Raw genomic sequence first — 20,923 nt, 5'->3', positions numbered from 1 at the left:
CCGACGCGCTTTCTCGTCACGCATCGGCGGTTCTGAGGAAAATACGGGAAGTGATAGGTAACTCTTTTCGTTCAAACGATCCATGCTTCATTCCACATCGCCGCTAGCATGAGATGCGGAACTTTCCGGCAAAAACGCTGAGAAACTACCACGACATGTTCTCTGTGCGCACATCCTGCCCCCCGCTGTCACCGGGGATGTCCTCCTTGTCATGCGCTAATCCATGCCCTCTTGTGCCCACCCCATGCGGGCTGCCGCATTCCCTGCCGCACCTTCGCTCGGCATCCCGTCCGATCCACCGGGGCGGGGCGCACAGTGCAGACCTTTGCGGCCACTCAGTAACCCATCGGAATCTCCTCCCAGTCCGTCGTGGACGCTGCGGCTGCTTCCTCACTCAGCCAGCGAGGTGCATCCCGTGTCCCTCTCCAACAACCGTCGGTCAACACGGTGGGAAATCCCAAAGGAGAAACAGCCATGTGTTTATGGATCACATGGGGGCAGCCTGTCCTGAATCAGCCTGCCATCTTACGTTCTCCTTAACTATCCTTAGTATAGTAAAACTTCAGAAGATTGTCAACACCAAAAAAGAATTTAATTTGAAAAAATGCAAGGCTATGATAATATACTAAAAGTATACATTATATAAAAACGGGAGGTAATTTATGAAAAAAAAGAAAATCAATCTTATCGTGGGTTCAATCGGAGCGTTTATCGGTGTTTTTGTGTTTATCACCTATATTCCTCAAATTATCGCTAATTTAGAAGGGGTAAAGGCTCAACCGTGGCAGCCTCTTACCGCTTCGATTTCCTGTCTAATCTGGGTTATTTATGGATGGACGAAAGAGCCAAAAAAGGATTTTATCCTTATCGTCCCGAATTTAGCTGGTGTGATTTTAGGCTTTCTGACATTTGTTACAGCCATATAACATATAAATTGGCCTATAGAATAAAGGAGATGGGGATATGGGATATCAGCTGTGGAACGCACTCGAGGAGCTGAAGTCAGATGCGTATGAGTGGGTGGATCTGACGCATCCGCTGAACAATGACAGCCCGTGCTGGGCGGGGATTCCGGCGGGCTCTGTGGAACTCAGCAAGACGTGCTTCGACTGGGGCAATCCGATGCTCGACTGCCTCATCCAGACGTTCAAGTTCCCGGGGCAGTTCGGGACGCACATTGACTTTCCGGGACATTTCGTGCGCAACCTCCCGCTCGCGGAGGACTTCGGTGCGCGCCACATGCTCTATCCGCTGTGTGTGATCGACGTCACCGAGCAGGTCGCGCACGATGTCCACTATGCGGTGACGGTGGAGGACATCCAGGCGTACGAGGCGAAGTACGGCGCGATTCCGGACGGTGCGTTTGTCGCACTCTATACGGGGTGGAGCAGGCATTGGCCGGATATGGACGCGATCTCCGGCATCGCCGCGGACGGCAGCGAGAACTTCCCGGGCTGGTCGATGGATGCACTGAAGTATATCTACGAGACGCGGAATGCAGCGGCGAACGGACACGAGACGCTCGACACGGATGCCTCGACGGAGGCGGCAAAGGCGGGGGATCTCGCGTGTGAGCGCTATGTCCTCGGCAAGGGGAAGCTGCAGGTCGAGGTGCTGACGAATCTCGACCGCGTGGCGCCGGCAGGGGCGCTGCTCTTCCTCGGGTGGCCGAACATCGAGGGCGCGACGGGGCTGCCCGTACGCGCGCTGGCGATTACGCCGAAAGAGTAAGGGAATGACCTGTGGCAGAGGTGCTGCCGTCGTCTTTGAGCCGTTTTGCAAAGCCGATACCTATCGGAGTTGCAGGCGGCTCCTTTTGCATCTGCGGCAGGACTTTTGCGCTGTGTATCGAATCATAAAGAGATAACTTGTGTGTTTAGGAGACGATGAATTGCAGAGTAAATACCTCGATATTGAGAAGAAAGCAGAGCGCGGAGAGCGGCTGACGTATGAGGACGGAGTGGCGCTCTTTGCCTCGCACGATATCGCGTGGCTCGGTGCGCTCGCCGACCATGCGCGCGCGGAGAAATGCGGCGATATTGTCTACTACAATGTGAACTGCCATGTGAATCTGACGAATATCTGCATGGCGCACTGTAAGTTCTGCGCGTTTGGGCGTGACGCAGAGGATGCGGGCGCCTACGAGATGAGCGCGTCGGAGGCGGTGGCACACGTCGCGGAGGCGATGCGCGACCCGCATCTCGCGGGACTGCACGTCGTGAGCGGGCTGCATCCGACGTGGACGTTTGACGACTATCTCCTGCGTCTGCGCGCGCTGCACGAGGCCTTCCCCTCACTCTACCTGAAGGGGTTCACGGGCGTGGAGATCACGCATTTTGCCCACACGTCGGGGCTCTCCGTGCGCGAGGTGCTCCTGCGCCTGCGCGAGGCGGGGCTGCAGTCGATCGCGGGCGGCGGCGCGGAGATCCTCTCCGACCGCGTGCGCGGGGAGCTCTGCCCGAACAAGGCGACGGCGGATGAGTGGCTCGCAACGCACCGTACGGCGCACGAACTTGGGATCAAGACGAATGCGTCGATGCTCTACGGACACATCGAGACGCTCGAGGAGCGCGTCGCGCACATGATGCGCCTGCGCGACCTGCAGGACGAGACGGGGGGCTTTCAGACGTTCATCCCGTTCCCGTTCCTGCCGTCACATACGGAGCTGGGGCGGACGGTGCGGCAGACGTCGATGTGGGACGATCTGCGGACGATTGCAATCTCGCGCCTCCTGCTCGACAACTTCCGCAACATCAAGGCGTACTGGGTGATGCTGACCGTGCCCGTGGCACAGGTCGCGCTCGGGTTCGGCGCGAATGATATCGACGGGACGGTGCACAAGGAGACGATTCTCCATGACGCGGGGGCGAAGAGTCCGCGCGCCCTCTCCGAGGATCACATCATCCGCATCATCCGCGAGATCGGCCGCACGCCCGCCGCGTGCGATTCGAACTTTAATATTATTGAGACGTACTGAGGATTTCGCCAATATGTCCCCCGCGAACACCTTGGAATCAGGGGATATGGAGTTGCGAAGGAGGTGGGAACAATGTCCGACACAGCTTATGAGGAGCGCATTGTGCGCACGATGGAGGCGTTCCGCAGGAACCACTACGATGTCTCGCGCTTCGCGGAGCGCACTGCGGCGGCGGACTATCTCACCCGTGAGATTCGCGGCAAGCGCGTCGGATTCGGCGACTCCGAGACGCTGCGGGAGCTCTCCCTCTACGAGCGGCTAAGTGAGCACAACGAGGTCATCGACCCGCCGCGCGCAGGGCACGTCGGCGGCATCGAGGCATTCCTCGCCGCAGGGCGCGAGGCACTCATGACGGACATCTTCGTACTCTCGGCGAATGCAATCACTGAGCAGGGACACATCCTCAACATGGACGGCGCGGGCAACCGTGTCGCGGGCTCGCTCTTCGGACATGAAAAGACCTACTTCGTCGTCGGCATCAATAAGCTTGTCCCCGACATCGAGGCGGGCATCGACCGCATTCACAACATCGCAGCCCCGCGCAACGCCCATCGCAAGGGGAAGAAAACGCCCTGCGCCGCAGTGGGAGATCGCTGCTATGACTGCGCGGCACTGGAGCGCATCTGCAATGCGCTGACCATCCACTACAAGAAGATGAGCTACCGCCCGATGGAGCTGGTACTGATCGAGGAGGAACTGGGATTATAGGTGTAAAGCAAATGACACGAAAAAGATTGATATGTCTTTACAAATATGATATTCTACAAAAAAGGAGGCGATTGATATGGCCCAGGCAATGGTGAATTTTCGGATGGATGCAAACCTCAAGAGCGAGATGGAGGAGACCTGTCGCAAGATGGGGTTGACGCTGACCGCTGCATTTACGATGTTTGCGGCAAAGGTGACACAGGATCGCCGCATTCCCTTCGAGGTAACGGCAGAACCCGATCCGTTCTACAGCGAGGAGAACATGGCGCGTCTCCGTGCGGCGATTGCGGATGTCAAAGCGGGGCGCAATCTGACGGAGCATGAACTCATCGAGGCTGACTGATGGATAAGATTTGGCAGGATGCGGCATGGGCAGATTATTTGTACTGGCAGATGCAGGATAAGAAGACACTCAAGAAAATCAATCGTCTTCTTCAGAGCATTGACCGCAGCGGCTATGACTGCCAGGGACAGCCCGAACCGCTCAAGGGGGATCTCTCGGGCTTTTGGAGTGTTCGCATCGACGCGAAGAATCGCATTGTTTTTCGGATTGTGGATAACCGCATGGAGATTGCACAATGCGGCTCGCACTATCGGGACAAATGAACAACAAAAAAGACGGAATTTTCACGAATTCAGCCGTATCTCATTTCGAGAGGGGCTGTTTTTATTGTCTATATACAGTGGATACCCAACCAAGAAAGAGGCTTTTGACTTTCTATTGTATAATAACGGATATAAAATGAGTAGGAGGGATTTTCTTGGCGGTAACGAAACTGGAATTGACATGGGTGGGAAAAGACGAACCCATGCAGAAGATAGAGCCGCGCCTGTTGCTGCATCACAAAGATAAGTCCTACGGTGAGACGGGGACAGGAAATATGCTGATTCACGGGGACAATCTGCTGGCCCTCAGGGCACTACTACCGAGGTACGGCGGGCAGGTGAAGTGCGTGTATGCAGATATCCCGTATAATACGGGATCGGCGTTCTCTCAGTATGATGACAATCTGGAACATAGTACATGGCTGAACCTCATCAGGCCACGTATGGAAATCCTTTACCAGCTGTTGAATAGGGATGGCAGCCTGTGGGTTAGCATTGACGATGACGAACAGGCATACGTCAAGGTTTTGCTGGATGAGATATTCTCACGCAAGAATTTCATCGCCTCCATCGTTTGGCAAAAACGGACTTCTCCGGACATGAGATCCGTCATCAGCGATGGTCATGACTATGTGCTTGTTTATGCCAAAGACAAAGATGCATTCAAGGCATCCCGCAATTATTTGCCACTCAGTCCAGAGCAGGCATCCAGTTACAAGAATCCAGATAACGATCCCAGAGGGCCATGGCGTTCGATTGATTTGACCGGACAGGTCGGTCATGCTACCGCCAGCCAGTTTTATGAAATCGAACTCCCGGACGGACGAAAATTGCCTCCTCCTGATGGCAGGTGCTGGGCTTTATCCGAAGAAACCTTTCACTCTCTATTGAAGGACAACAGGATTTGGCTTGGCGCAGACGGAACGTCTCGTCCCAGACAAAAGAAATTTCTGTCAGAAGCAAAGGGTGTCGTTCCTTGGACTTGGTGGACGAATAAAGAGGTAGGGCACAACCAAGAAGCCAAGAAGGAAGTCATCGCCCTGTTTGGGCCTGAAAGTCCTTTTGATACACCCAAGCCGGAACGCCTGATTCAGCGCATCTTACAGATCGCCTCCAACGAAGGCGATCTGGTGTTGGATGCCTTCCTCGGCTCCGGCACCACCGCCGCCGTGGCCCACAAGATGAACCGCCGCTATATTGGAATTGAAATGGGCGACCACTGCTATACCCATTGTAAGGCGCGCCTAGATAAGGTGGTGGACGGCGAGCAGGGCGGTATCTCCAAGGCACAGAGCTGGACCGGCGGGGGCGGCTATGACTTTTACGAACTTGCACCTACCCTCCTCAAAGAGGATGCCATCGGGGAACTCGTCATCAATAAGGAATACGATGCCGACAAGCTGGCGGCGGCAGTGGCCCTCCATGAGGGGTACACCTACTGCCCCGACCAGAAGATGTTCTGGAAACAATCGCAGGGGACGGAGCATTCCTTCCTCTATGTCACCACCAAGCATATCACCGCCGCCTACCTTGCCGGTATTCAGCAGATAATGGCGGAAAATGAATTCCTGATTGTTGCCTGTAAGTCCTTTGATGAGGGCGCTGACAAGGGAACGCCTCAAATTCGCATCAAGAAAATTCCCCAGATGCTTTTGGGCAGCTGTGCGTTTGGACGTGAGGACTACGCTCTGAACATTGTGCGCCCGCCACAGTACGAGGACGAGGAAAGTGAGGGCGAAGATGATGAAGGCTGACCTGCGTTTCCTCCAATATACACCGGATTTTATCAGCGGCACGATGTCCCTGCGAGAACCGCAAAAGATTTCCTTGGAGGTGCTGGCAAATATTCTTCAGGTCGTGCCGCCGGAGAAGGGCATCGACCTCAAGGGCGCCTTGCAGAAGGTGCATGGCCTTTATCCCACATGCACGGACTTCGAGAGGGAGTTCCTTTCCCTCACCTTTGCACTGGCGACCGGCGTGGGGAAGACGCGCCTGATGGGAGCGTTCATCACCTATCTCTATACGCAATACGGTTTGAAAAATTTCTTCGTGGTTGCGCCCAACATCACGATATACAACAAGCTGCACAACGATCTCTCACAGTCATCGAGTACCAAGTATGTGTTTAAGGGGTTGTCCTGCTTCAGTTGGCCGCCCATCATCTATCACGACGATGACTACAAGGAGAAAAATGGCGACGTTTTCTTAGGGGATAGCATCTCCATCTACATCTACAACATTTCGAAGTTCGACTCTGAGACGGCCAATATGCGACGTCTGAACGAGCGGCGGGGAGAATCCTTCATCGACTACTTGGCGGGGCTGGATGATCTGGTGCTGATCATGGACGAGTCTCACCACTACCGTGCGAAAGCTGGAATGCAGGCACTCAATGATCTGAAGCCCGTGCTGGGACTGGAACTGACAGCCACGCCGTTGGTGGCTGGCAAGGGAGGAAGGCAGGAGAAATTTAGGAACGTCGTATATGAATATCCTCTTTCAGCAGCCATCGAGGCAGGATATACACGTACACCCTATGCTATGACCAGAAGCAATATTGAGAGTTTCGGCTTCGGTGAAAAAGAGTTGGATCGTGCTATGATTGATGATGGTATACGGCATCATGAGAAGGTCAAGGCGCATTTGACCGCGTATGCCGACAAGAGCAACGCCCGTCTCGTGAAGCCTTTTGTCATGATCGTTTGTAAGGATACCGAGCATGCCCAGTCCGTCAATGATTACGTCACCTCCGACGATTTCAGGCAGGGCTGTTACAAGGGAAAGACGCTGCTCATCCACTCCAAGCAGGGAGCGGCAGCCAAGGCGTCGAATGTCACCTTGCTTGCCGATGTGGAACGGGCAGACAATCCCATAGAAATTGTCATCCATGTGGACATGCTCAAAGAGGGGTGGGATGTGAACAACCTCTACACCATCATCCCTCTGCGTACTGCTGCATCGCGTATTCTGCGAGAGCAGATGGTGGGGCGCGGACTACGCTTACCCTACGGTGAACGCACCGGCGACCGCCTGGCGGATATGGTCATGCTCACTGCTCATGACAACTTTGCTGCGCTTGTCCGGGAAGCCCAAAGCGGCGAGAGCATCTTCTGCCGCGGCAACCTCATCGAGGCGGACAAGCTGCCCGATGAGAAGCAAAGCCCTCAGCAGATACCGTTGATCCGGCCGGAACCAGAGGATCTGTCCGAGGCTCACAGAAAGCTTGGGATCGAGCAGGAAACGGACGAGACCCGCAAGGCGATCCAGGCTGTGAACGCTGTGGCGCAAAAGGCCGTACAGTCAAAGATGAAGGAGAAAAAGTCTGCGGGACTGGAAGTAAAAGACAAGCAGGACATTGCTAAAGCAGTCATCGAGGAAATCAAAGCCAAAGAGGACTACGGCTATGTCTTCCAGCACAACCAGGATGCTTTTGCAGCCTTTGTGGCGGAGCAGACCGAGGAATACACTGTGAGGACAAAGGAACGGTTCATCCCCATCCCTCAGCTTGCCATGACCAGCACGGGTGGCGGCGCATACATTTTCGATGAGTTCGATCTTGATCTGGCAGAGTTCAACCATGCCCCCATCTCCACCGAACTGATTAGACAGAATCTAGTGGACGCACGGGATGCGGAGAGGGATGCTACGAGCAAAATAACCTTTATCGCTGAGCGCCCTGTCAACTGCATCGTCGAAATCCTGCGAGGAAAGCCCGTCATCGACTACGAGCAGTGCGGGGAGCTTATCGTGAGTCTTGTTCAGTCCATCTGCCGGCACTATACGGAGCGACATGGCTGCGAGGATATGCGAAACATCGTCATGATGTACCGGCAGGACATTGCAGGAAAGATTTACAGGCAGATGATGCAGCACTTTCATAAGACGGAGGAAATGTTCTCCTACGATATCGTGAAGGTCAATGATTTCAATATGCCTCAGGAACTGTTTGGCAGCTCTGAGCTGGATCTGTTCTCCCCAGACGCTAAAGCGGACGGCATCCGCTCCGTGGTCTTCACGGGGATAGAGAAGGGAGTCTTCGATAGGGCAAAGTTCGACAGTATTCCGGAACTGACTTTTGCCAGACTCTGTGAACAGGATGTCAAAGTGCTGAAATGGCTTCGTCCTGCTCCTTCCGATTTTGATCTCAAGTATGGCAGGGGACACAACTACGAGCCGGACTTCGTGGTGGAAACCGCCGACAGATGTTATCTGGTGGAGATCAAGGGGGAGGACAAGCTGAACGATACTGGGGTGCTGGCAAAGAAGGAAGTGGGTATTAGATACTGTCAGACAGCCACTGCCGTGTGCCGTGAGCTGCACTACAAGCCATGGGACTATGTGTTCATCCCATCGAAGCAGGTGCAGCCAACCTCCAGCATGGAATATCTTTGCGGGCAGTTCGTCTGCCATGTATAAATAGGGCGGATGTTTTTTTAGGCGAGTGTCAATGGAGGTGCTCGCCTTATCCCTTCCGTTCGCCGACATTCCAGTCGGCATCCACCTCGAAGTAGGCACTTTTTTCCTTCCACGGATATTTGTACTCGAGCACGACGGTGTGATCGAGTAAGATGTGCACGGCGATGAGCTGTGCCGTGCCGTGCTCATCCGTATGTTTTACCCATGCCCCGCTGTCGATGTGATCCCTGACCTCGGTCAGCCATGTGATGGGGAGCTTGGACATGCCCGCCTCATTCATGCGGAATACGATCTCCACCTCTGTATCCCCGGCCTTGCGCGGGAAATGGCAGTAGGGCGCGTTGCGCGTGTAGCTGCCCGCCGATATGGGGGAGAAGAGGCGCAGGACGCGGGAGAGTCCCTCCTCGTCGACGCGGATGCAGAGGATGGATCGCTGCTTTTGGTACATGTCATCGACGGCATCCGCCGCCGCGCCCTCCTGCGGAACCTCGGCCGCACGCGATGCCTGCTGCAGCTCCTCGTCATACGCTCCGTCGACCCAGTGAAAGCACATCTGTTCAATCGTTGCACCCTCCTCGATCTCACGTTCCAGCGTCAGGAACTCGTGGTCGTCCGGCACGAGGGAAAGCCCCCGCCGCACGGCGTCCAGCGCACCGTCACGGTCGCCGAAATGGGCGCGCAGCTTGCCGAGCACGAGATAGCACCACGGATAGTCTGGCTCCTCACGCGTTCCCTGCGCGGCATAGCGGAGCGCCTTTTCCAGATAGCCGCAGTGCATGAGGGCGACGGCGTAGCGATAGTACCACGTCCCGCACCCGCACGCATTCGGCTCGGAGTCCGGCATCCACTGTATCGCACGGTAGAAGTAGGGGTACTGATCGACATTGTTGCACGCATAGGCATACCACAGCGCAATGTCGCGGTCACGATGCGCCTCCTCGCGTGTGAACCGCCCCTTGATGATGCCGTTCTTGATGTATTTGTTCAGATAGCTGAGCATTTTAAAGAAATAGCCCGTGGATCCATCCTCCATCGCCTCGAGTTTGGCGACGGCCTCCGCTGTGAGCAGGGGGCCTTTTTCTGTGTCGGAGCTCTCCGGCGCGTCGGCGGCGTCCTCCTCCTCCTCGTCGCGATCAAAAATGTTGACGGTGCCCGCCGCGTCTCGTCGGAAGGAGTGAAACACCGCCCACGGCAGATTCGTCCTCTTGAGAACGGTTTCTGCGGCGACGAGGACGGCGTGCAGATCCCACGCGAGAAAGTCCAGATAGCCGTAGTTCGTGCCCGTCGCTCCGCCGAGGAAGGTCACCGCGTGCAGACAATCGGTCTCCTCCTCAATCGCCTGCATGAGCGCATCGCGAAAATCGAGAATCCCGTCGGCACTTTCGCGCATCTCATCCGTCAGCGGATAGGCGATAAAGCCCGCCGCGATCCCATCCGCATGGTAGATGTCCACGAGCGTCGCATCGTTATCCATATAGGAACTGAGGAGGGAGGGCAGGCGCGTGCTGCCCGCATAGACATCGAGCCGCAGATCCGCATCGTCCGATGTGTCCGGCTCGCGCTCGTAGGCGAGATAGTAGTGGTCAAGGTACTCCTCTGCATCGTTCGCGAGGGAGTACCCCGCCTCTGCGAGTGCCTGCGGCAGATCCGCCAGCAGGGTCGACGGCTCCTCGCGCGGCGCATCGAGGAGATCAAAATCATGGATGAGTCGGATGGCGGCGATCTCGCCGAGTGCCTGATCGACAAGCGTGGAGAGCATCCACCACGCGCGGCTCTCGTCCTCCTGCAGGAGCGGCAGGAGCTTTTCACAGTAGACCGTGAGGGCGATCCCGTCGCCGTCCGGCGCGAACCAGACGGCGACATCCGTCATCTCGATGCTGTAGTCGTCCGTGCGCAGGGAAAAGCCAAGAGAGGACGTGCGCCCGACGTGGATGTCCCAGTGCTCGCGCACAGAGGCAGGGGCATGGCACGCGAAATAGACGAGCGGAAAGAGCTTTGCGCGCAGACCTTCGGGCGTGAGGATGAGCTCATATTTCTCGTTGCCCTTTCCGAGCTCGAATGAGACATCGTCAAAGGCGATGTGCAGAGCGGAGCTGCACCGCTCGATGAGCTCCTCGCCGTGATCCGGTCCCGCATCCATCAGCGCGCGCAGCTCCTCCTCCGCCTCGGAGAACGCGAGCCATGCCTCCTGCACGCGGATGCGAAACGGGCGCGAAAAGAGCGGGAGAGAGAGTCCGCGGCGGCAGTCCTCGATCATCTGCTCGGTGTCCTCGTCGCCCGGCAGCGCCGCAAGCGCCGCCTCAAAGTAGGGCAGGGCGCGGTTTTCCTGATCGAGGTAGTAGTAGGCATAGCCCATGCGGAAGTTCCAGACGTGATCGTCGGCAGAATCCTCTGCGTGCGGCGCGAGGAGGTCGATCGCTTTTTTGAAATACCACCACTCGCTCGGCTGCGCGAAGTTGTTGTAGGCGCGCGCCAGCTCGCCATCGAGCTCGGGCGTGCGCTCTGCGGCGGGGATCTCCTCAATCGCCGTGATGATCTTCTCGTAATCTCCGTGATTGTGCCATGCTTGACACTGTTCCAGTAATGTCATCTGCTGCTCCTCTTGTCTGGGTCTAAGTTGCGCTCAGGGCGCCCTATCGGCTCGTGATGCTCGCCTCTTCCCCCGCGCGACGGGGGAAGCGAATATACCGTCATCCAATGCCTCCCCCGTGCGACACGGGGGAGGGGGACCGCGAAGCGGTGGTGGGGGCGCTTGTTCCTAATCCCACCAAAAATACCAAATGTGCGATTTCCGCAGGCCGTCGGCGAGCCTGCTGATGCTCATGCCGGGTGTGCTCTGCTCGATGATGTCGCTGCAGTAGGCGTACTGCTCCACGGCGCGCGCGGCGGCGTGCTCCGGCGCGACGGGCGCGGGGACGCGGTACTCAAGCGTGTCGTAGGTGAGGACGGCAGGGACGGCTCTGTCCGTCTCGTACCAGTACTTTGCGACCGCCGTATGCGCGGCGGTGTCGGGGCAGTCGTTCCACCCGCCGAAGGGCAGGTAGGTGAAGATCTCCCATGGGTGCTTGACGGGGATCTTGGCGAGGATTACGGGATGCGTTTTCCCCGTCTCGCAGTTCCAGTAGCCGATGGGGCGGTCATTGGTGTCACCCATCGTGCTCTCTTTCACCGTCATGTCCTCCGTGCGCTCGGCACGCCGCTGCATGAGCACCGTTTTGCCGTCCTTGACCGCCTTCTGCGCCATGCGCTCACGGAACGCGATGACGGCATCCCGATCGAATTCGTAGTCCTCAAACGCACCCCTTTCGGCCTCAGCATTCATCGTCAGTGCCTCCCAGAGCGTGTCGCTCGGGACGATGATGACGGGGACAATGCCGTCGCGCGCGGCTGTGCGCGTGGCGTAGCTGTACCATGAGGCGATCGGGTCGTCGTCCGCCAGCGGCGGGAGGTACATCAGAGAGCAGCTCGCCCTGCTGGCGTTCAGGTACTGCATCGTTGCGATGGCAACGTAGCTCGGATCGGCGTCCACCTGCTCCTCAGTGTTGCACTTCCACGCATCCCAGTGGCGCTCGATGAGCTGCGCCATCTCCCGATAGAGCTGCTCGTCGAATGGGACGAAGAGATATGCCTCGTCGTCAAACTCCTTCGAGTAGTATTTTTCCGCCCCGAAATATGCGAGGGCGTGATTGTCGACGTCCGATGGGTAGGAGGGAGCCTCGCCATCGTAATAGTAACGCGCGAATGCCGCGCCCTCCTCGTTAAAGAAACCGCGCATCAGGATTCCGTGCAGCTCGTCGCGGAGGAAGGGGCGCAGATCTGTCTCCGCCGGATGTTCCTTTACGGCACGCACGGTCGCCTCGTACTCGCGGATGAACCAGTCTGCCATCAGGTCATGCAGGATGCACCACCGCAGGTAGACCGCCATGTGGCTGTACGCCGTGATCTCGTCCACGGGCAGCTTTTTCTCGTGCAGGCTGGAGAGATGCCACTCTGCATTGTCCATCACGAGATCCTCGAAGTCCTCAGGGGCGCATGCACTGCGCCGCTGTGGATCAATGACGAAGCTCACGTGCCGCTCGTCAAAGAGGTTCAGCAGTTCCTTTGCACTGCGGTCGAATTTGTAGTTGAGCTCGTCGCGGTAGAGCGGGATGATCTGATAGAAATTGACCTCGTCGCCGTCCGGCAGGGGACAGACCGTGTTGTCTCCCTTTACCTGCGCCCCGATGATCAGGGAGGCGGTCAGCTTGGTGTTCTCGGCGTAGTTGTTTGTCCTGCTGTCGATGGTATGCCCCCAGCCGAGCCATGTATCATCCTCGATCGGCAGACGTGCGAGGCTCTTCAGCAGGCGGATCGGCCAGTAGTGCTCCTCGTCGTCCTCGTGGATCTTCCAGTCGGACGGCAGGGCAATCGCGAGTTCCGCGCGTTCGAGCTTGTACTCGGCGAGCTCTTTTGGTACGTTCATGCGGTGCGCCCCCATCCCGAGGGTGACGAGCATGTAGTAGTTCCGTTCCTCGGTCGGATCGACGATGCAGATGTCCAGATGAATGTCAGGCGAGACAATCTCGTGAAAGACGTTCGCGTACGTGCCGAAGCTCGTCTCGATGAAGTCCTCGACGGCAGTCATCTCCTCCTCGGTGTAGACCTCCGTGGGCACGGGCTTTTTTCCATACGAAGAATTATTGCGGACGATTTTTTTCATTGTGTTCTCCTTTGTGACTGAGGAGCAGGCGCTCCAGCATCGTTTCCACTAGGGCGGTCGGTGTGATGACGAATCCCTCCGCCGTGATCGTTTTGTTGAAGAAATCGACGGAACAGTCGTGGTCGATTATGGCGCACCTCACGTCTGCTGGTGCTGCATGGAGACGATGCGGCAGTCGGGGCAGAACTCGATGTAGAGCGTGCCCTCCATATAGTCCGCCAGCTCGTTCCAGCGGATCTGCATGAGGTATTTCATCGGCTGCCCGCAGTCGGGGCAGGTCGTATATTCCCAGTCCTGCTCCCAGAGAGCGAATCCGCCGAGGGTGCTCACATCGTCGAAGAATGCACCGTAGAACCGTGGGACGGGTGACGCGCCGAGGATGAGATCGTTGTCAAAGATGGTGTCGAGTTCCTCCATGTACGCCGTGGGATCCGCATTCTCATAGGGCAGGACAGTGCTGCCGCCGTCGAGCGTATAGCGACTCAGTATCGGCTCTGCATAGGCAACGCAGTTCGGACAGCAGGTCGCTGAGAGGATACCGTCAATGCCGAGGAAGTGCAGGCGCGCGTCCCGCCCGTCGAGGACGAGCATATCCGCCATGCGGCTGCCGCAGTGCGGGCAGTGCTCCTCGCGTGGGCGGGCGATGCGGACGGGGGAGCGATCGAGCTCCTCTGCCGAGGCGGCGTGAACGATGGGATAGCAGGTGTCGAAGTTCAGCGTGCGCCGCCGTCCCTCGCGGTCGAACGTCCAGCCGCCGCACTGCGCATAGACAGAGGGGTTGACGTAGAGCTGTCCGCGCCACGGACGCGGCGCACGCTCCAGTGCAAGGAGTGCCGCAAGCGCACGGTCGTCCCCCTGCATGCCGAGGCACATCATCAGCTCGTTCGCCTCCTGCGCGGCCTCCGTCTCCATCAGTGCCGCGATCAGCCCGTCCCGTACATCGGCGGGCGCATGATAGTAGAGCGCAGGCGGCCAGAAGGTACGCGCCGCCAGTGCTGCACGCGGAATCGCGGGGGTGACGCTGTCCTCACGGCAGAGCAGATACCAGAAATCATCGGGCACATCGTCGATCTGCGCGATGATCTCCTGCTCCTTCGCCGCGATCTCCGCAGGTGTCCATGCCGCAGCAGCACGCCGCTGTGCCGCTGTCCTGCACCGCCAGCACAGCCCCTCGTAGCCGAGCTCCGTACCGCAGTCGGGGCATTGGTAGGGTAGATTCATGGGCGGCTCCTTTCCCATTTTGACATATCGATTCATTCTGATAATAATACGGATGCGGAGCGGCTTCAATAGGCCTTTTGGGGAAGTAAATGAGAAGGCGGCGAAAATCCCCGCGCTTCCTTTACCTTTTCGCTGAATCTATATATAATAGAAGAAGGGAATCGCTGAATTTATCCGTATTTCCCAAGTTTTGGAGGTGATGCTATGCGCTCAGGGGAGAATCCGTTCCTTTTGCGGCTGCGGGAGGAGAAGGCGCATCGCCTCTCGGGCGGCATCTACCATGAGCTGCAGGTGCGCATGACCTACAACTCAAACCACATCGAGGGGAGCCGCCTCAGTGAAGAGGAGACGCGGCGCATCTTTGAGACGAATACCGTGGGCGGGGATGCGCATGTGGATGATATCATCGAGACGGTCAATCACTTTCGGGCGATGGACTACTGCATCGACTGTGCGGAGGAGCCGCTGACGGAAGAGATCATCAAAAAACTCCATGAGTTGCTGAAAAGCAGAACGTCTGACGAGCTGCTCCCCTACTTTCGCGTGGGCGACTACAAGGAACGTCCCAATATGGTGGGCGGCGTGGAAACGACTCCGCCGCAGGAGGTTGCAGCGGCGATGCGGAGGCTCCTTGACCGCTGTCAGGCCAAAGAGAAGATCGCCTTTGAGGACATTGTGGACTTCCACTACCATTTTGAGCGGATTCATCCGTTTCAGGACGGCAACGGGCGTGTCGGGCGGCTTATCGCGTTCAAGGAGTGCCTGAAGTACAATATTGTTCCGTTCATCATTGAGGACACAAAGAAGGCATTCTACTACCGTGGACTGAAGGAGTATGAGCGCGAGCGCGGGTATCTCGTGGATACCTGCTATGATGGGCAGGATACAATGCGGCGCCTGCTCGATTTTTTTCAGATTTTCGGACATTCCTTTGAGGAGAGTACATGAGCGATTTGAGAACGGCCCGTGCCGCTGCCGAGGGCGGGGCGCGGCTGACGAGGGAGGATGCACTCCTCCTCTATGAGGACAACGACCTCCTCGCGCTCGCCGCATGGGCGCGTGCGGCGAAGGAGCGCGCAAGCGGGAAGAACGTCTACTATACGGTGAACCGCCACATCAACCTCACGAATATATGCAGCGCGAACTGCCCGCTCTGTGCGTTCCAGGTGGAACAGGGCGATGCACGCGGCTATATTATGGAAACCGACGACGTGGCGCGCGTGCTGGAGACGGCGAAAAATACGACGCGCCTCACGGAGATCCACATCGTGAGTGCCCTGCATCCCGATCGTCCCTTCTCCTACTACGAGGGCGTGGTGCGGCAGGTGCGTGCGGCACTTCCGCACGCGGATATCAAGGCGTTCACGCCCGTGGAGGTTGTGAACTTTGCAAAGACGGAGGGGACCTCCGTCCGCGACATTCTGCGTACGCTGCAGGTGGCGGGACTGTCATCCCTCCCCGGCGGTGGTGCGGAGATTCTGTCCGACCGTGTGCGCGCCGTCATCTGCCCGAACAAGGCGACGCGTGCGGAGTGGCTCGACTGTATGCGTACGGCCCACGAACTCGGCATCCGCACAAATGCGTCCATGATGTACGGGCACATCGAGACGGTCGAGGAGCGCATCGACCATCTGCTTGCTCTGCGCGAACTGCAGGATGAGACGGGCGGCTTTCAGGCGTTTATGCTCTTCCCCTTCCACCCCGAAAATACGGCGCTCGGTGCGGAGCGGAAACTCGCGCGCGTCGGCTCGTGGGAGGATATGAAGATGCTCGCCCTTTCTCGCCTTGTCCTCGACAACGTGGCGCATTTCAAGGCATTCTGGGTCATGCTGACGCAGCCCATTGCGCAGCTGGCGCTCGGCTTTGGTGCGGACGATCTCGACGGTACGATAGGCGAGGAGAAGATCATTCACGCGGCGGGGGCACAGACGCAGACGGGCATCACGCGGCGCGAGCTCGACGCGATGATCCGCGAGGCGGGCTACGAGCCTGTGGAGCGCGATACGTTTTATCAGCCGATTGCGGCAGGGGAGGGCGCATGAGACTCACGGAGCAGGAGGCTGCCGATCTCCTCACGCACGGTGACCCCATCGACCTCGGGCGTGCGGCGGATGCGGAGCGGCGGCGGCGGTTCGGCGATACGGTGACGTTCATCGTCGACCGCAATATCAACTACACGAATATCTGCGTGAACGAATGCCGTTTCTGTGCGTTCTATACAAAGGTAGGTGCGGAGGATGGATACCTCCTGCCGATGGAGGAGATTCTCGCAAAGGTCGGCGAGACGGCGGAGGCGGGCGGCACGCAGGTTATGATCCAGGGCGGCATTCACCCCGATTTGCCGCTTTCCTACTATGAGAATATGCTGCGTGCGATCCGTGAGCGCTATCCCTCCATCGTGATCCACTCCTTCACGGCGACGGAGATTCTGTACTTTGCCGAAAAGGAGGGCATTACGATTGAGGACACGCTGCGGCGGCTGCAGGATGCGGGGCTCTCGTCGCTTCCCGGCGGCGGGGCGGAGATCCTCGTGGATCGCGTGCGAAAGCTCATCGCACCGAAAAAGATCATGACCGAGGACTGGCTGCGCGTGATGCGGACGGCGCACAAGATCGGCATGGAGTCGACGGCAACGATGGTGATCGGCTTCGGCGAGACGATGGCGGAGCGCGTGGAGCACATGGAGCACATCCGCCGTTTGCAGGAGGAGACGGGCGGTTTCCGCGCATTCATCACATGGACGTTTCAGCCGGGCAATACCGCACTCGGCGGGGAAAAGACGTCGAGCTGGGACTATATGCGGACACTTGCCGTCACGCGTCTCTACATGGACAATGTAGCGCATATCCAGGGGTCGTGGGTCACGCAGGGCGAGCGTATCGGACAGCTGACGCTCGGCTTCGGTGCGGACGACCTCGGGAGCATCATGCTTGAGGAGAATGTCGTGCGTGCGGCGGGGACGCGGTACAATATGTCGATCAAGAAGATGATTGATCTGATTCGCGGTGCGGGAAGAGAGCCGGCGCAGCGCGACACACAGTATCGCGTGATACGGAGGTTTTAGTATGGCAGAGCAACAGATTCCGGCAGCGAGCTATGCCGTCATCGGCGGCTCGGGGACGCTGTCGAGCGATTTCCCGCGTGCGTCGATGGCGGCGGATGTGGAGATCCTCGCCGACGGGCTGCACTTTGCAACGCCGTATGGCGAGAGCCCCGCGTTCCGCCTCTTCTCCGTCGCAGGACGGCGCGTGCTGACCTGTCGGATGCACGGATGGCGCAGCGGAGTGACGCGTGCGGACGCGTCGCGGCAGGTGTTCTGGGTACTGCGGGAAGCGGGCGTGCGGCGCATCCTCTCCGAGGGCGGCGTCGGGACGGTGAACCCTCTGCTCGATCCGCGCGACTTCCTCATTCCCGACGACTATCTTGACCTCTCCGTGCGCAAGGATGTCATGCTCGACGGGCGTTATCTGCTTGTCATGCGCGATGCACTCTGCTCCGAGCTGCGTACGGCACTCGTTGAGGAAACGAGGAAGCGCTATACGGGGCGCATCTTTGACCGCGGCATCTACGCCGTCACCGACGGGCGGCATTTCGAGAGCCCTGCCGAGATCGCGATGCTGAAAGGGCACGCGGACATCGTGGGGCAGAGCCTCGCGCCCGAGGTCTACCTTGCGCGCGAGATCGGCGCGTGCTATGCGGGGCTGTACTTTGTCGTCAACTATGGCGAGGGCATCCGCCCGTGGTCGCACAACACCCTAGAGCAGATTTTCTACGACGATGCACCGATGATCGGCGACATCCTCCTCGCGACGATTCGCAGTATTTCCGCCGAAAAGAGCGCCTGTGAATGCCGCAGCCTGCGCAAGGAGACCCTGCTCAAGGACGTCTACAACGCGGAGTCGGATAAGGGTTGACGAAAAACGCCGAACATCATATAATAGACATAGAAAAAGGTGCTGCCGGTAAACGGTCAGCCCCCGTAATCTAAGAAATGGTTATAAGAAACCCGCCTAGAGTTGGTGACTGCAGGCGGGTGTTCTTATGGTCTCAAGGCTACGATACAGATCGTTACAAGAAAGATGAACGACAGAAAATCGTACAGAGTCATAAGTATCGCCTCCTCTCTTGAGGAGACTGACCGCCTACCGCTCGTGACAACACCCGCGTGCATTATAACACGAAAATATTTGCCTGTGAACTGTTGTTTCATATTGGCAGGTTGGCAATACGAACTCTCCTGTATACACGTTATACTCCGTGAAAAATCCATTGACAATGATTCCCTGTGGTGCTACTATGATGGCGCAGGAGATCCTGCGGCGATGATTTGACCGAGAAGAGGGGTGATTCGCCATGAAACAATTACTATCTGTACAAATTCTTCTTCGACCGTAGTGCCCGAGTGCGTTTTCGCGTTCGGGCTTTTTATTATTTAGGAGGTCATTATTATGTCCATCAACCGGGGAAAAGTCGTCATCATCGGTACGAGCAATGTTGGCTCCGCCGTGCTCAACAAAATCGCAGACTTTCAGCTGGCTTCGGAGATTGCCCTCATCGATCTCGATATGAATCGTGCGCGCGGCGAGGCACTCGATACGAGCCACGCCATGTCCTCGCCGTACAGTACGAACATCAAGATCCATACGGGGACGTATGAGGACTGCCGCGATGCGGCGTTCATCGTCATTACGGCGGGACCTTCGATCCTGCCCGGGGAGAAGCCCGACCGACTAAAGCTCGCGAGCACGAACACGAAGATCATGCGCTCCATCTTCTCTGAGATCGTGAAATACACGAAGGAAGCCATGGTCATCATGATTACGAACCCGCTTGACGTTGCGACCTACGTCGTATCAACCGAGTTCGACTACCCGCGCGAGAAGATCCTCGGCACGGGCACGATGCTCGAGACCTATCGTTTCCGTTACCTTCTCGCGGAGCATTATGATATGGATCCAAAGAATATCCACGGCTATGTCCTCGGAGAGCATGGCAACGATGCTTTTGTTGCGTGGTCGACGGTCAACTGTGCGGGACTCGGGATCGATCATCTTGACGAATACTTCCACTTTAAGGAGCGGCTGAATCGTCATGACATCGAGCAGGGACTCATACAGACGGCATACGATGTCATCAACCTCAAAGGATTTACCAACACAGGAATTGCTATGGTTGCCTGCCGCTTTATCAAGGCGATTCTCTACAATGAGCATACGATCCTGCCCTGTGCCGCCGTCATGAACGGCGAGTACGGCATGAAGGATGTTGCACTCTCCATTCCGCGCATGATCGCACAGGACGGCATCGTCCGCTCGCTCGAGGTGCGCCTTGCCGACGATGAGATGGAAAAACTTTCCCGTGCGCAGAAGAGCGTCCGTGCCGCACTCGACGGTGCGGGCGTGAAGTAAAGGCTGTTATGTCCTTTGCAGTGAACGCTCCCACCCATCAGGCTTGACGGAACGGTTCACACGTCGTATAAATGAGCACAGAAAAAGGTGCTGCCGGTAAACGGTCAGCTCCTCTGCTAAAAACGAACTAAGATTAGCCGCCTAAGTTTGGAGACAGAGGGCGGCTTTTCTTATGCTTTGATCGCTGCAATACAAATTGTAACGAGAAAGACCAGCGAAAAAACACCTCGAATTGCTGTCAGCAGTTCTGTCACATTTTGAACAGATCGCTGTGTGTGCCTGTACGCATCAGGTAGAGCAGAAGTGTATCTCCATCGATCTCATAGATGAGCAGCCAGTCCGGCGTGATGTGACACTCCCGACATCCTGCATAATCTCCCGCGAGCGCGTGGTCACGATATCGTTGTTCCAGAGGCACTCCATCCGCTAACTTCTTGATGACAGCGGTCAAGAGTTCCGTGTGATAGCCTCGCTTGGCAGCGCGTTTTAGATCCCGCTGAAAACGTGAGGTTGGGCGGATAATGTATTTCATGAGAGCAGGTCTTTCATCATCTCGTCAACGTCGGTGTAGCGTTTGCCTAGGCTAGGGTCTGCCTTCATACGGCGCACTTCGTCAAGAGCCTCCTGTGTCTCTGCGTTGGGGCGGGGCGCACCAATCTCAAAGGGGATGCGGTACTCACGTACAGCCTTCTTGGCGAAAATGTTGAATGCTGTCGTCATTGTCATCCCCATATCCGTACAAAAAGCATTGAACTGCTCCTTCAGGTCATTGTCCATGCGAATGCTGACGTTGGTCTGTCCCATCTGAATCACTCCTTTTTATTAAGATAGTGCAAAATACGTGCATTGTCAAGAAATCTATAGCATCTATCCTGCGTTTTTCTATGT

Annotated in this window: 18 protein-coding genes; 13 read left to right on the top strand and 5 right to left on the bottom strand. The window is 57.2% G+C overall.

What is annotated here, in order from left to right; all coding sequences use genetic code 11:
• The first annotated feature begins 662 nt into the window (after positions 1-662).
• The 8 genes from HMPREF9166_RS07130 to HMPREF9166_RS07095 all read left to right on the top strand — a co-directional run bounded on the left by HMPREF9166_RS07130 (position 663) and on the right by HMPREF9166_RS07095 (position 8,707).
• Complete coding sequence (locus HMPREF9166_RS07130) at positions 663-926, top strand: SemiSWEET family transporter (RefSeq protein WP_009753320.1); 264 nt, start codon at positions 663-665, stop codon at positions 924-926.
• A 37-nt stretch (positions 927-963) separates the two neighbouring features.
• Positions 964-1,731, top strand: coding sequence for a cyclase family protein (locus HMPREF9166_RS07125; RefSeq protein WP_009753319.1), 768 nt, complete (start codon positions 964-966; stop codon positions 1,729-1,731).
• Positions 1,732-1,891: 160 nt separating this feature from the next.
• Entirely contained in the window at positions 1,892-2,977 is a 1,086-nt protein-coding gene (gene mqnE, locus HMPREF9166_RS07120; RefSeq protein WP_175279231.1) for an aminofutalosine synthase MqnE, read from the top strand.
• 72 nt (positions 2,978-3,049) lie between these two features.
• A complete protein-coding gene (locus tag HMPREF9166_RS07115; RefSeq protein WP_009753317.1) occupies positions 3,050-3,685 on the top strand; it encodes a lactate utilization protein in 636 nt (211 codons plus the stop codon).
• A gap of 76 nt (positions 3,686-3,761) precedes the next feature.
• On the top strand, positions 3,762-4,028 hold the full coding sequence (locus HMPREF9166_RS07110) for a type II toxin-antitoxin system RelB/DinJ family antitoxin (RefSeq protein WP_009753316.1): 267 nt from the start codon (positions 3,762-3,764) through the stop codon (positions 4,026-4,028).
• Complete coding sequence (locus tag HMPREF9166_RS07105) at positions 4,028-4,291, top strand: Txe/YoeB family addiction module toxin (RefSeq protein WP_009753315.1); 264 nt, start codon at positions 4,028-4,030, stop codon at positions 4,289-4,291. The genes HMPREF9166_RS07110 and HMPREF9166_RS07105 overlap by 1 nt, the downstream gene beginning before the upstream one ends.
• 155 nt (positions 4,292-4,446) lie before the next feature.
• Positions 4,447-6,045 (top strand): site-specific DNA-methyltransferase, encoded by a 1,599-nt coding sequence (locus HMPREF9166_RS07100; protein WP_009753314.1) that lies wholly within the window; start codon positions 4,447-4,449, stop codon positions 6,043-6,045.
• The gene (locus tag HMPREF9166_RS07095) at positions 6,032-8,707 is read left to right on the top strand and encodes a DEAD/DEAH box helicase family protein (RefSeq protein ID WP_009753313.1); all 2,676 of its coding nucleotides are present in this window, start codon (positions 6,032-6,034) and stop codon (positions 8,705-8,707) included. The genes HMPREF9166_RS07100 and HMPREF9166_RS07095 overlap by 14 nt, the downstream gene beginning before the upstream one ends.
• A gap of 46 nt (positions 8,708-8,753) precedes the next feature.
• On the opposite strand, the gene HMPREF9166_RS07090 is transcribed toward HMPREF9166_RS07095, so the two are convergent.
• From HMPREF9166_RS07090 to HMPREF9166_RS07080, 3 genes are all read right to left on the bottom strand, one after another.
• Positions 8,754-11,297, bottom strand: coding sequence for a hypothetical protein (locus tag HMPREF9166_RS07090; protein ID WP_009753312.1), 2,544 nt, complete (start codon positions 11,295-11,297; stop codon positions 8,754-8,756).
• Positions 11,298-11,465: 168 nt separating this feature from the next.
• Positions 11,466-13,406 (bottom strand): suppressor of fused domain protein, encoded by a 1,941-nt coding sequence (locus tag HMPREF9166_RS07085; protein ID WP_009753311.1) that lies wholly within the window; start codon positions 13,404-13,406, stop codon positions 11,466-11,468.
• Positions 13,407-13,544: 138 nt separating this feature from the next.
• On the bottom strand, positions 13,545-14,627 hold the full coding sequence (locus HMPREF9166_RS07080) for a hypothetical protein (RefSeq protein WP_039981174.1): 1,083 nt from the start codon (positions 14,625-14,627) through the stop codon (positions 13,545-13,547).
• Positions 14,628-14,831: 204 nt separating this feature from the next.
• On the opposite strand from HMPREF9166_RS07080, the gene HMPREF9166_RS07075 reads away from it, so the two are divergent.
• The 5 genes from HMPREF9166_RS07075 to HMPREF9166_RS07055 all read left to right on the top strand — a co-directional run bounded on the left by HMPREF9166_RS07075 (position 14,832) and on the right by HMPREF9166_RS07055 (position 20,035).
• The gene (locus tag HMPREF9166_RS07075) at positions 14,832-15,575 is read left to right on the top strand and encodes a Fic family protein (RefSeq protein WP_009753308.1); all 744 of its coding nucleotides are present in this window, start codon (positions 14,832-14,834) and stop codon (positions 15,573-15,575) included.
• Complete coding sequence (locus HMPREF9166_RS07070) at positions 15,572-16,669, top strand: CofH family radical SAM protein (protein WP_009753307.1); 1,098 nt, start codon at positions 15,572-15,574, stop codon at positions 16,667-16,669. The genes HMPREF9166_RS07075 and HMPREF9166_RS07070 overlap by 4 nt, the downstream gene beginning before the upstream one ends.
• Positions 16,666-17,691, top strand: a complete 1,026-nt coding sequence (mqnC, locus tag HMPREF9166_RS07065; protein ID WP_009753306.1) for a cyclic dehypoxanthinyl futalosine synthase — start codon at positions 16,666-16,668, stop codon at positions 17,689-17,691. The genes HMPREF9166_RS07070 and mqnC overlap by 4 nt, the downstream gene beginning before the upstream one ends.
• Position 17,692: 1 nt before the next feature.
• Positions 17,693-18,541: an MTAP family purine nucleoside phosphorylase gene (locus HMPREF9166_RS07060; RefSeq protein ID WP_009753305.1), complete on the top strand. Its 849-nt coding sequence runs from the start codon at positions 17,693-17,695 to the stop codon at positions 18,539-18,541.
• A gap of 534 nt (positions 18,542-19,075) precedes the next feature.
• Positions 19,076-20,035 carry an L-lactate dehydrogenase gene (locus HMPREF9166_RS07055; RefSeq protein WP_006690543.1) on the top strand — a complete coding sequence of 320 codons (960 nt, stop codon included), beginning with the start codon at positions 19,076-19,078 and terminating at the stop codon, positions 20,033-20,035.
• Positions 20,036-20,285: 250 nt separating this feature from the next.
• Here the strand turns inward: HMPREF9166_RS07055 and HMPREF9166_RS07050 are convergent, their stop codons facing one another.
• Positions 20,286-20,567 (bottom strand): type II toxin-antitoxin system YafQ family toxin, encoded by a 282-nt coding sequence (locus HMPREF9166_RS07050; RefSeq protein ID WP_006690542.1) that lies wholly within the window; start codon positions 20,565-20,567, stop codon positions 20,286-20,288.
• Entirely contained in the window at positions 20,564-20,839 is a 276-nt protein-coding gene (locus HMPREF9166_RS07045; protein ID WP_009753303.1) for a type II toxin-antitoxin system RelB/DinJ family antitoxin, read from the bottom strand. Before HMPREF9166_RS07045 ends, HMPREF9166_RS07050 begins: the two co-directional genes overlap by 4 nt.
• Positions 20,840-20,923: the final 84 nt, after the last annotated feature.

Origin of the sequence: Selenomonas sp. oral taxon 149 str. 67H29BP, assembly GCF_000146365.1 — a bacterium.
Classification (GTDB): domain Bacteria; phylum Bacillota; class Negativicutes; order Selenomonadales; family Selenomonadaceae; genus Centipeda; species Centipeda felix.
This window is presented reverse-complemented; position numbering and strand designations above follow the sequence as displayed.

Coding starts and splice junctions, on each gene's coding strand:
- HMPREF9166_RS07130 (WP_009753320.1), top strand. CDS start 663: ATGAAAAAAAAGAAAATCAATCTTATCGTGGGTTCAATCGGAGCGTTT.
- HMPREF9166_RS07125 (WP_009753319.1), top strand. CDS start 964: ATGGGATATCAGCTGTGGAACGCACTCGAGGAGCTGAAGTCAGATGCG.
- HMPREF9166_RS07115 (WP_009753317.1), top strand. CDS start 3,050: ATGTCCGACACAGCTTATGAGGAGCGCATTGTGCGCACGATGGAGGCG.
- HMPREF9166_RS07110 (WP_009753316.1), top strand. CDS start 3,762: ATGGCCCAGGCAATGGTGAATTTTCGGATGGATGCAAACCTCAAGAGC.
- HMPREF9166_RS07105 (WP_009753315.1), top strand. CDS start 4,028: ATGGATAAGATTTGGCAGGATGCGGCATGGGCAGATTATTTGTACTGG.
- HMPREF9166_RS07095 (WP_009753313.1), top strand. CDS start 6,032: ATGATGAAGGCTGACCTGCGTTTCCTCCAATATACACCGGATTTTATC.
- HMPREF9166_RS07090 (WP_009753312.1), bottom strand. CDS start 11,297: ATGACATTACTGGAACAGTGTCAAGCATGGCACAATCACGGAGATTAC.
- HMPREF9166_RS07085 (WP_009753311.1), bottom strand. CDS start 13,406: ATGAAAAAAATCGTCCGCAATAATTCTTCGTATGGAAAAAAGCCCGTG.
- HMPREF9166_RS07080 (WP_039981174.1), bottom strand. CDS start 14,627: ATGAATCTACCCTACCAATGCCCCGACTGCGGTACGGAGCTCGGCTAC.
- HMPREF9166_RS07075 (WP_009753308.1), top strand. CDS start 14,832: ATGCGCTCAGGGGAGAATCCGTTCCTTTTGCGGCTGCGGGAGGAGAAG.
- HMPREF9166_RS07070 (WP_009753307.1), top strand. CDS start 15,572: ATGAGCGATTTGAGAACGGCCCGTGCCGCTGCCGAGGGCGGGGCGCGG.
- mqnC (WP_009753306.1), top strand. CDS start 16,666: ATGAGACTCACGGAGCAGGAGGCTGCCGATCTCCTCACGCACGGTGAC.
- HMPREF9166_RS07060 (WP_009753305.1), top strand. CDS start 17,693: ATGGCAGAGCAACAGATTCCGGCAGCGAGCTATGCCGTCATCGGCGGC.
- HMPREF9166_RS07055 (WP_006690543.1), top strand. CDS start 19,076: ATGTCCATCAACCGGGGAAAAGTCGTCATCATCGGTACGAGCAATGTT.
- HMPREF9166_RS07050 (WP_006690542.1), bottom strand. CDS start 20,567: ATGAAATACATTATCCGCCCAACCTCACGTTTTCAGCGGGATCTAAAA.
- HMPREF9166_RS07045 (WP_009753303.1), bottom strand. CDS start 20,839: ATGGGACAGACCAACGTCAGCATTCGCATGGACAATGACCTGAAGGAG.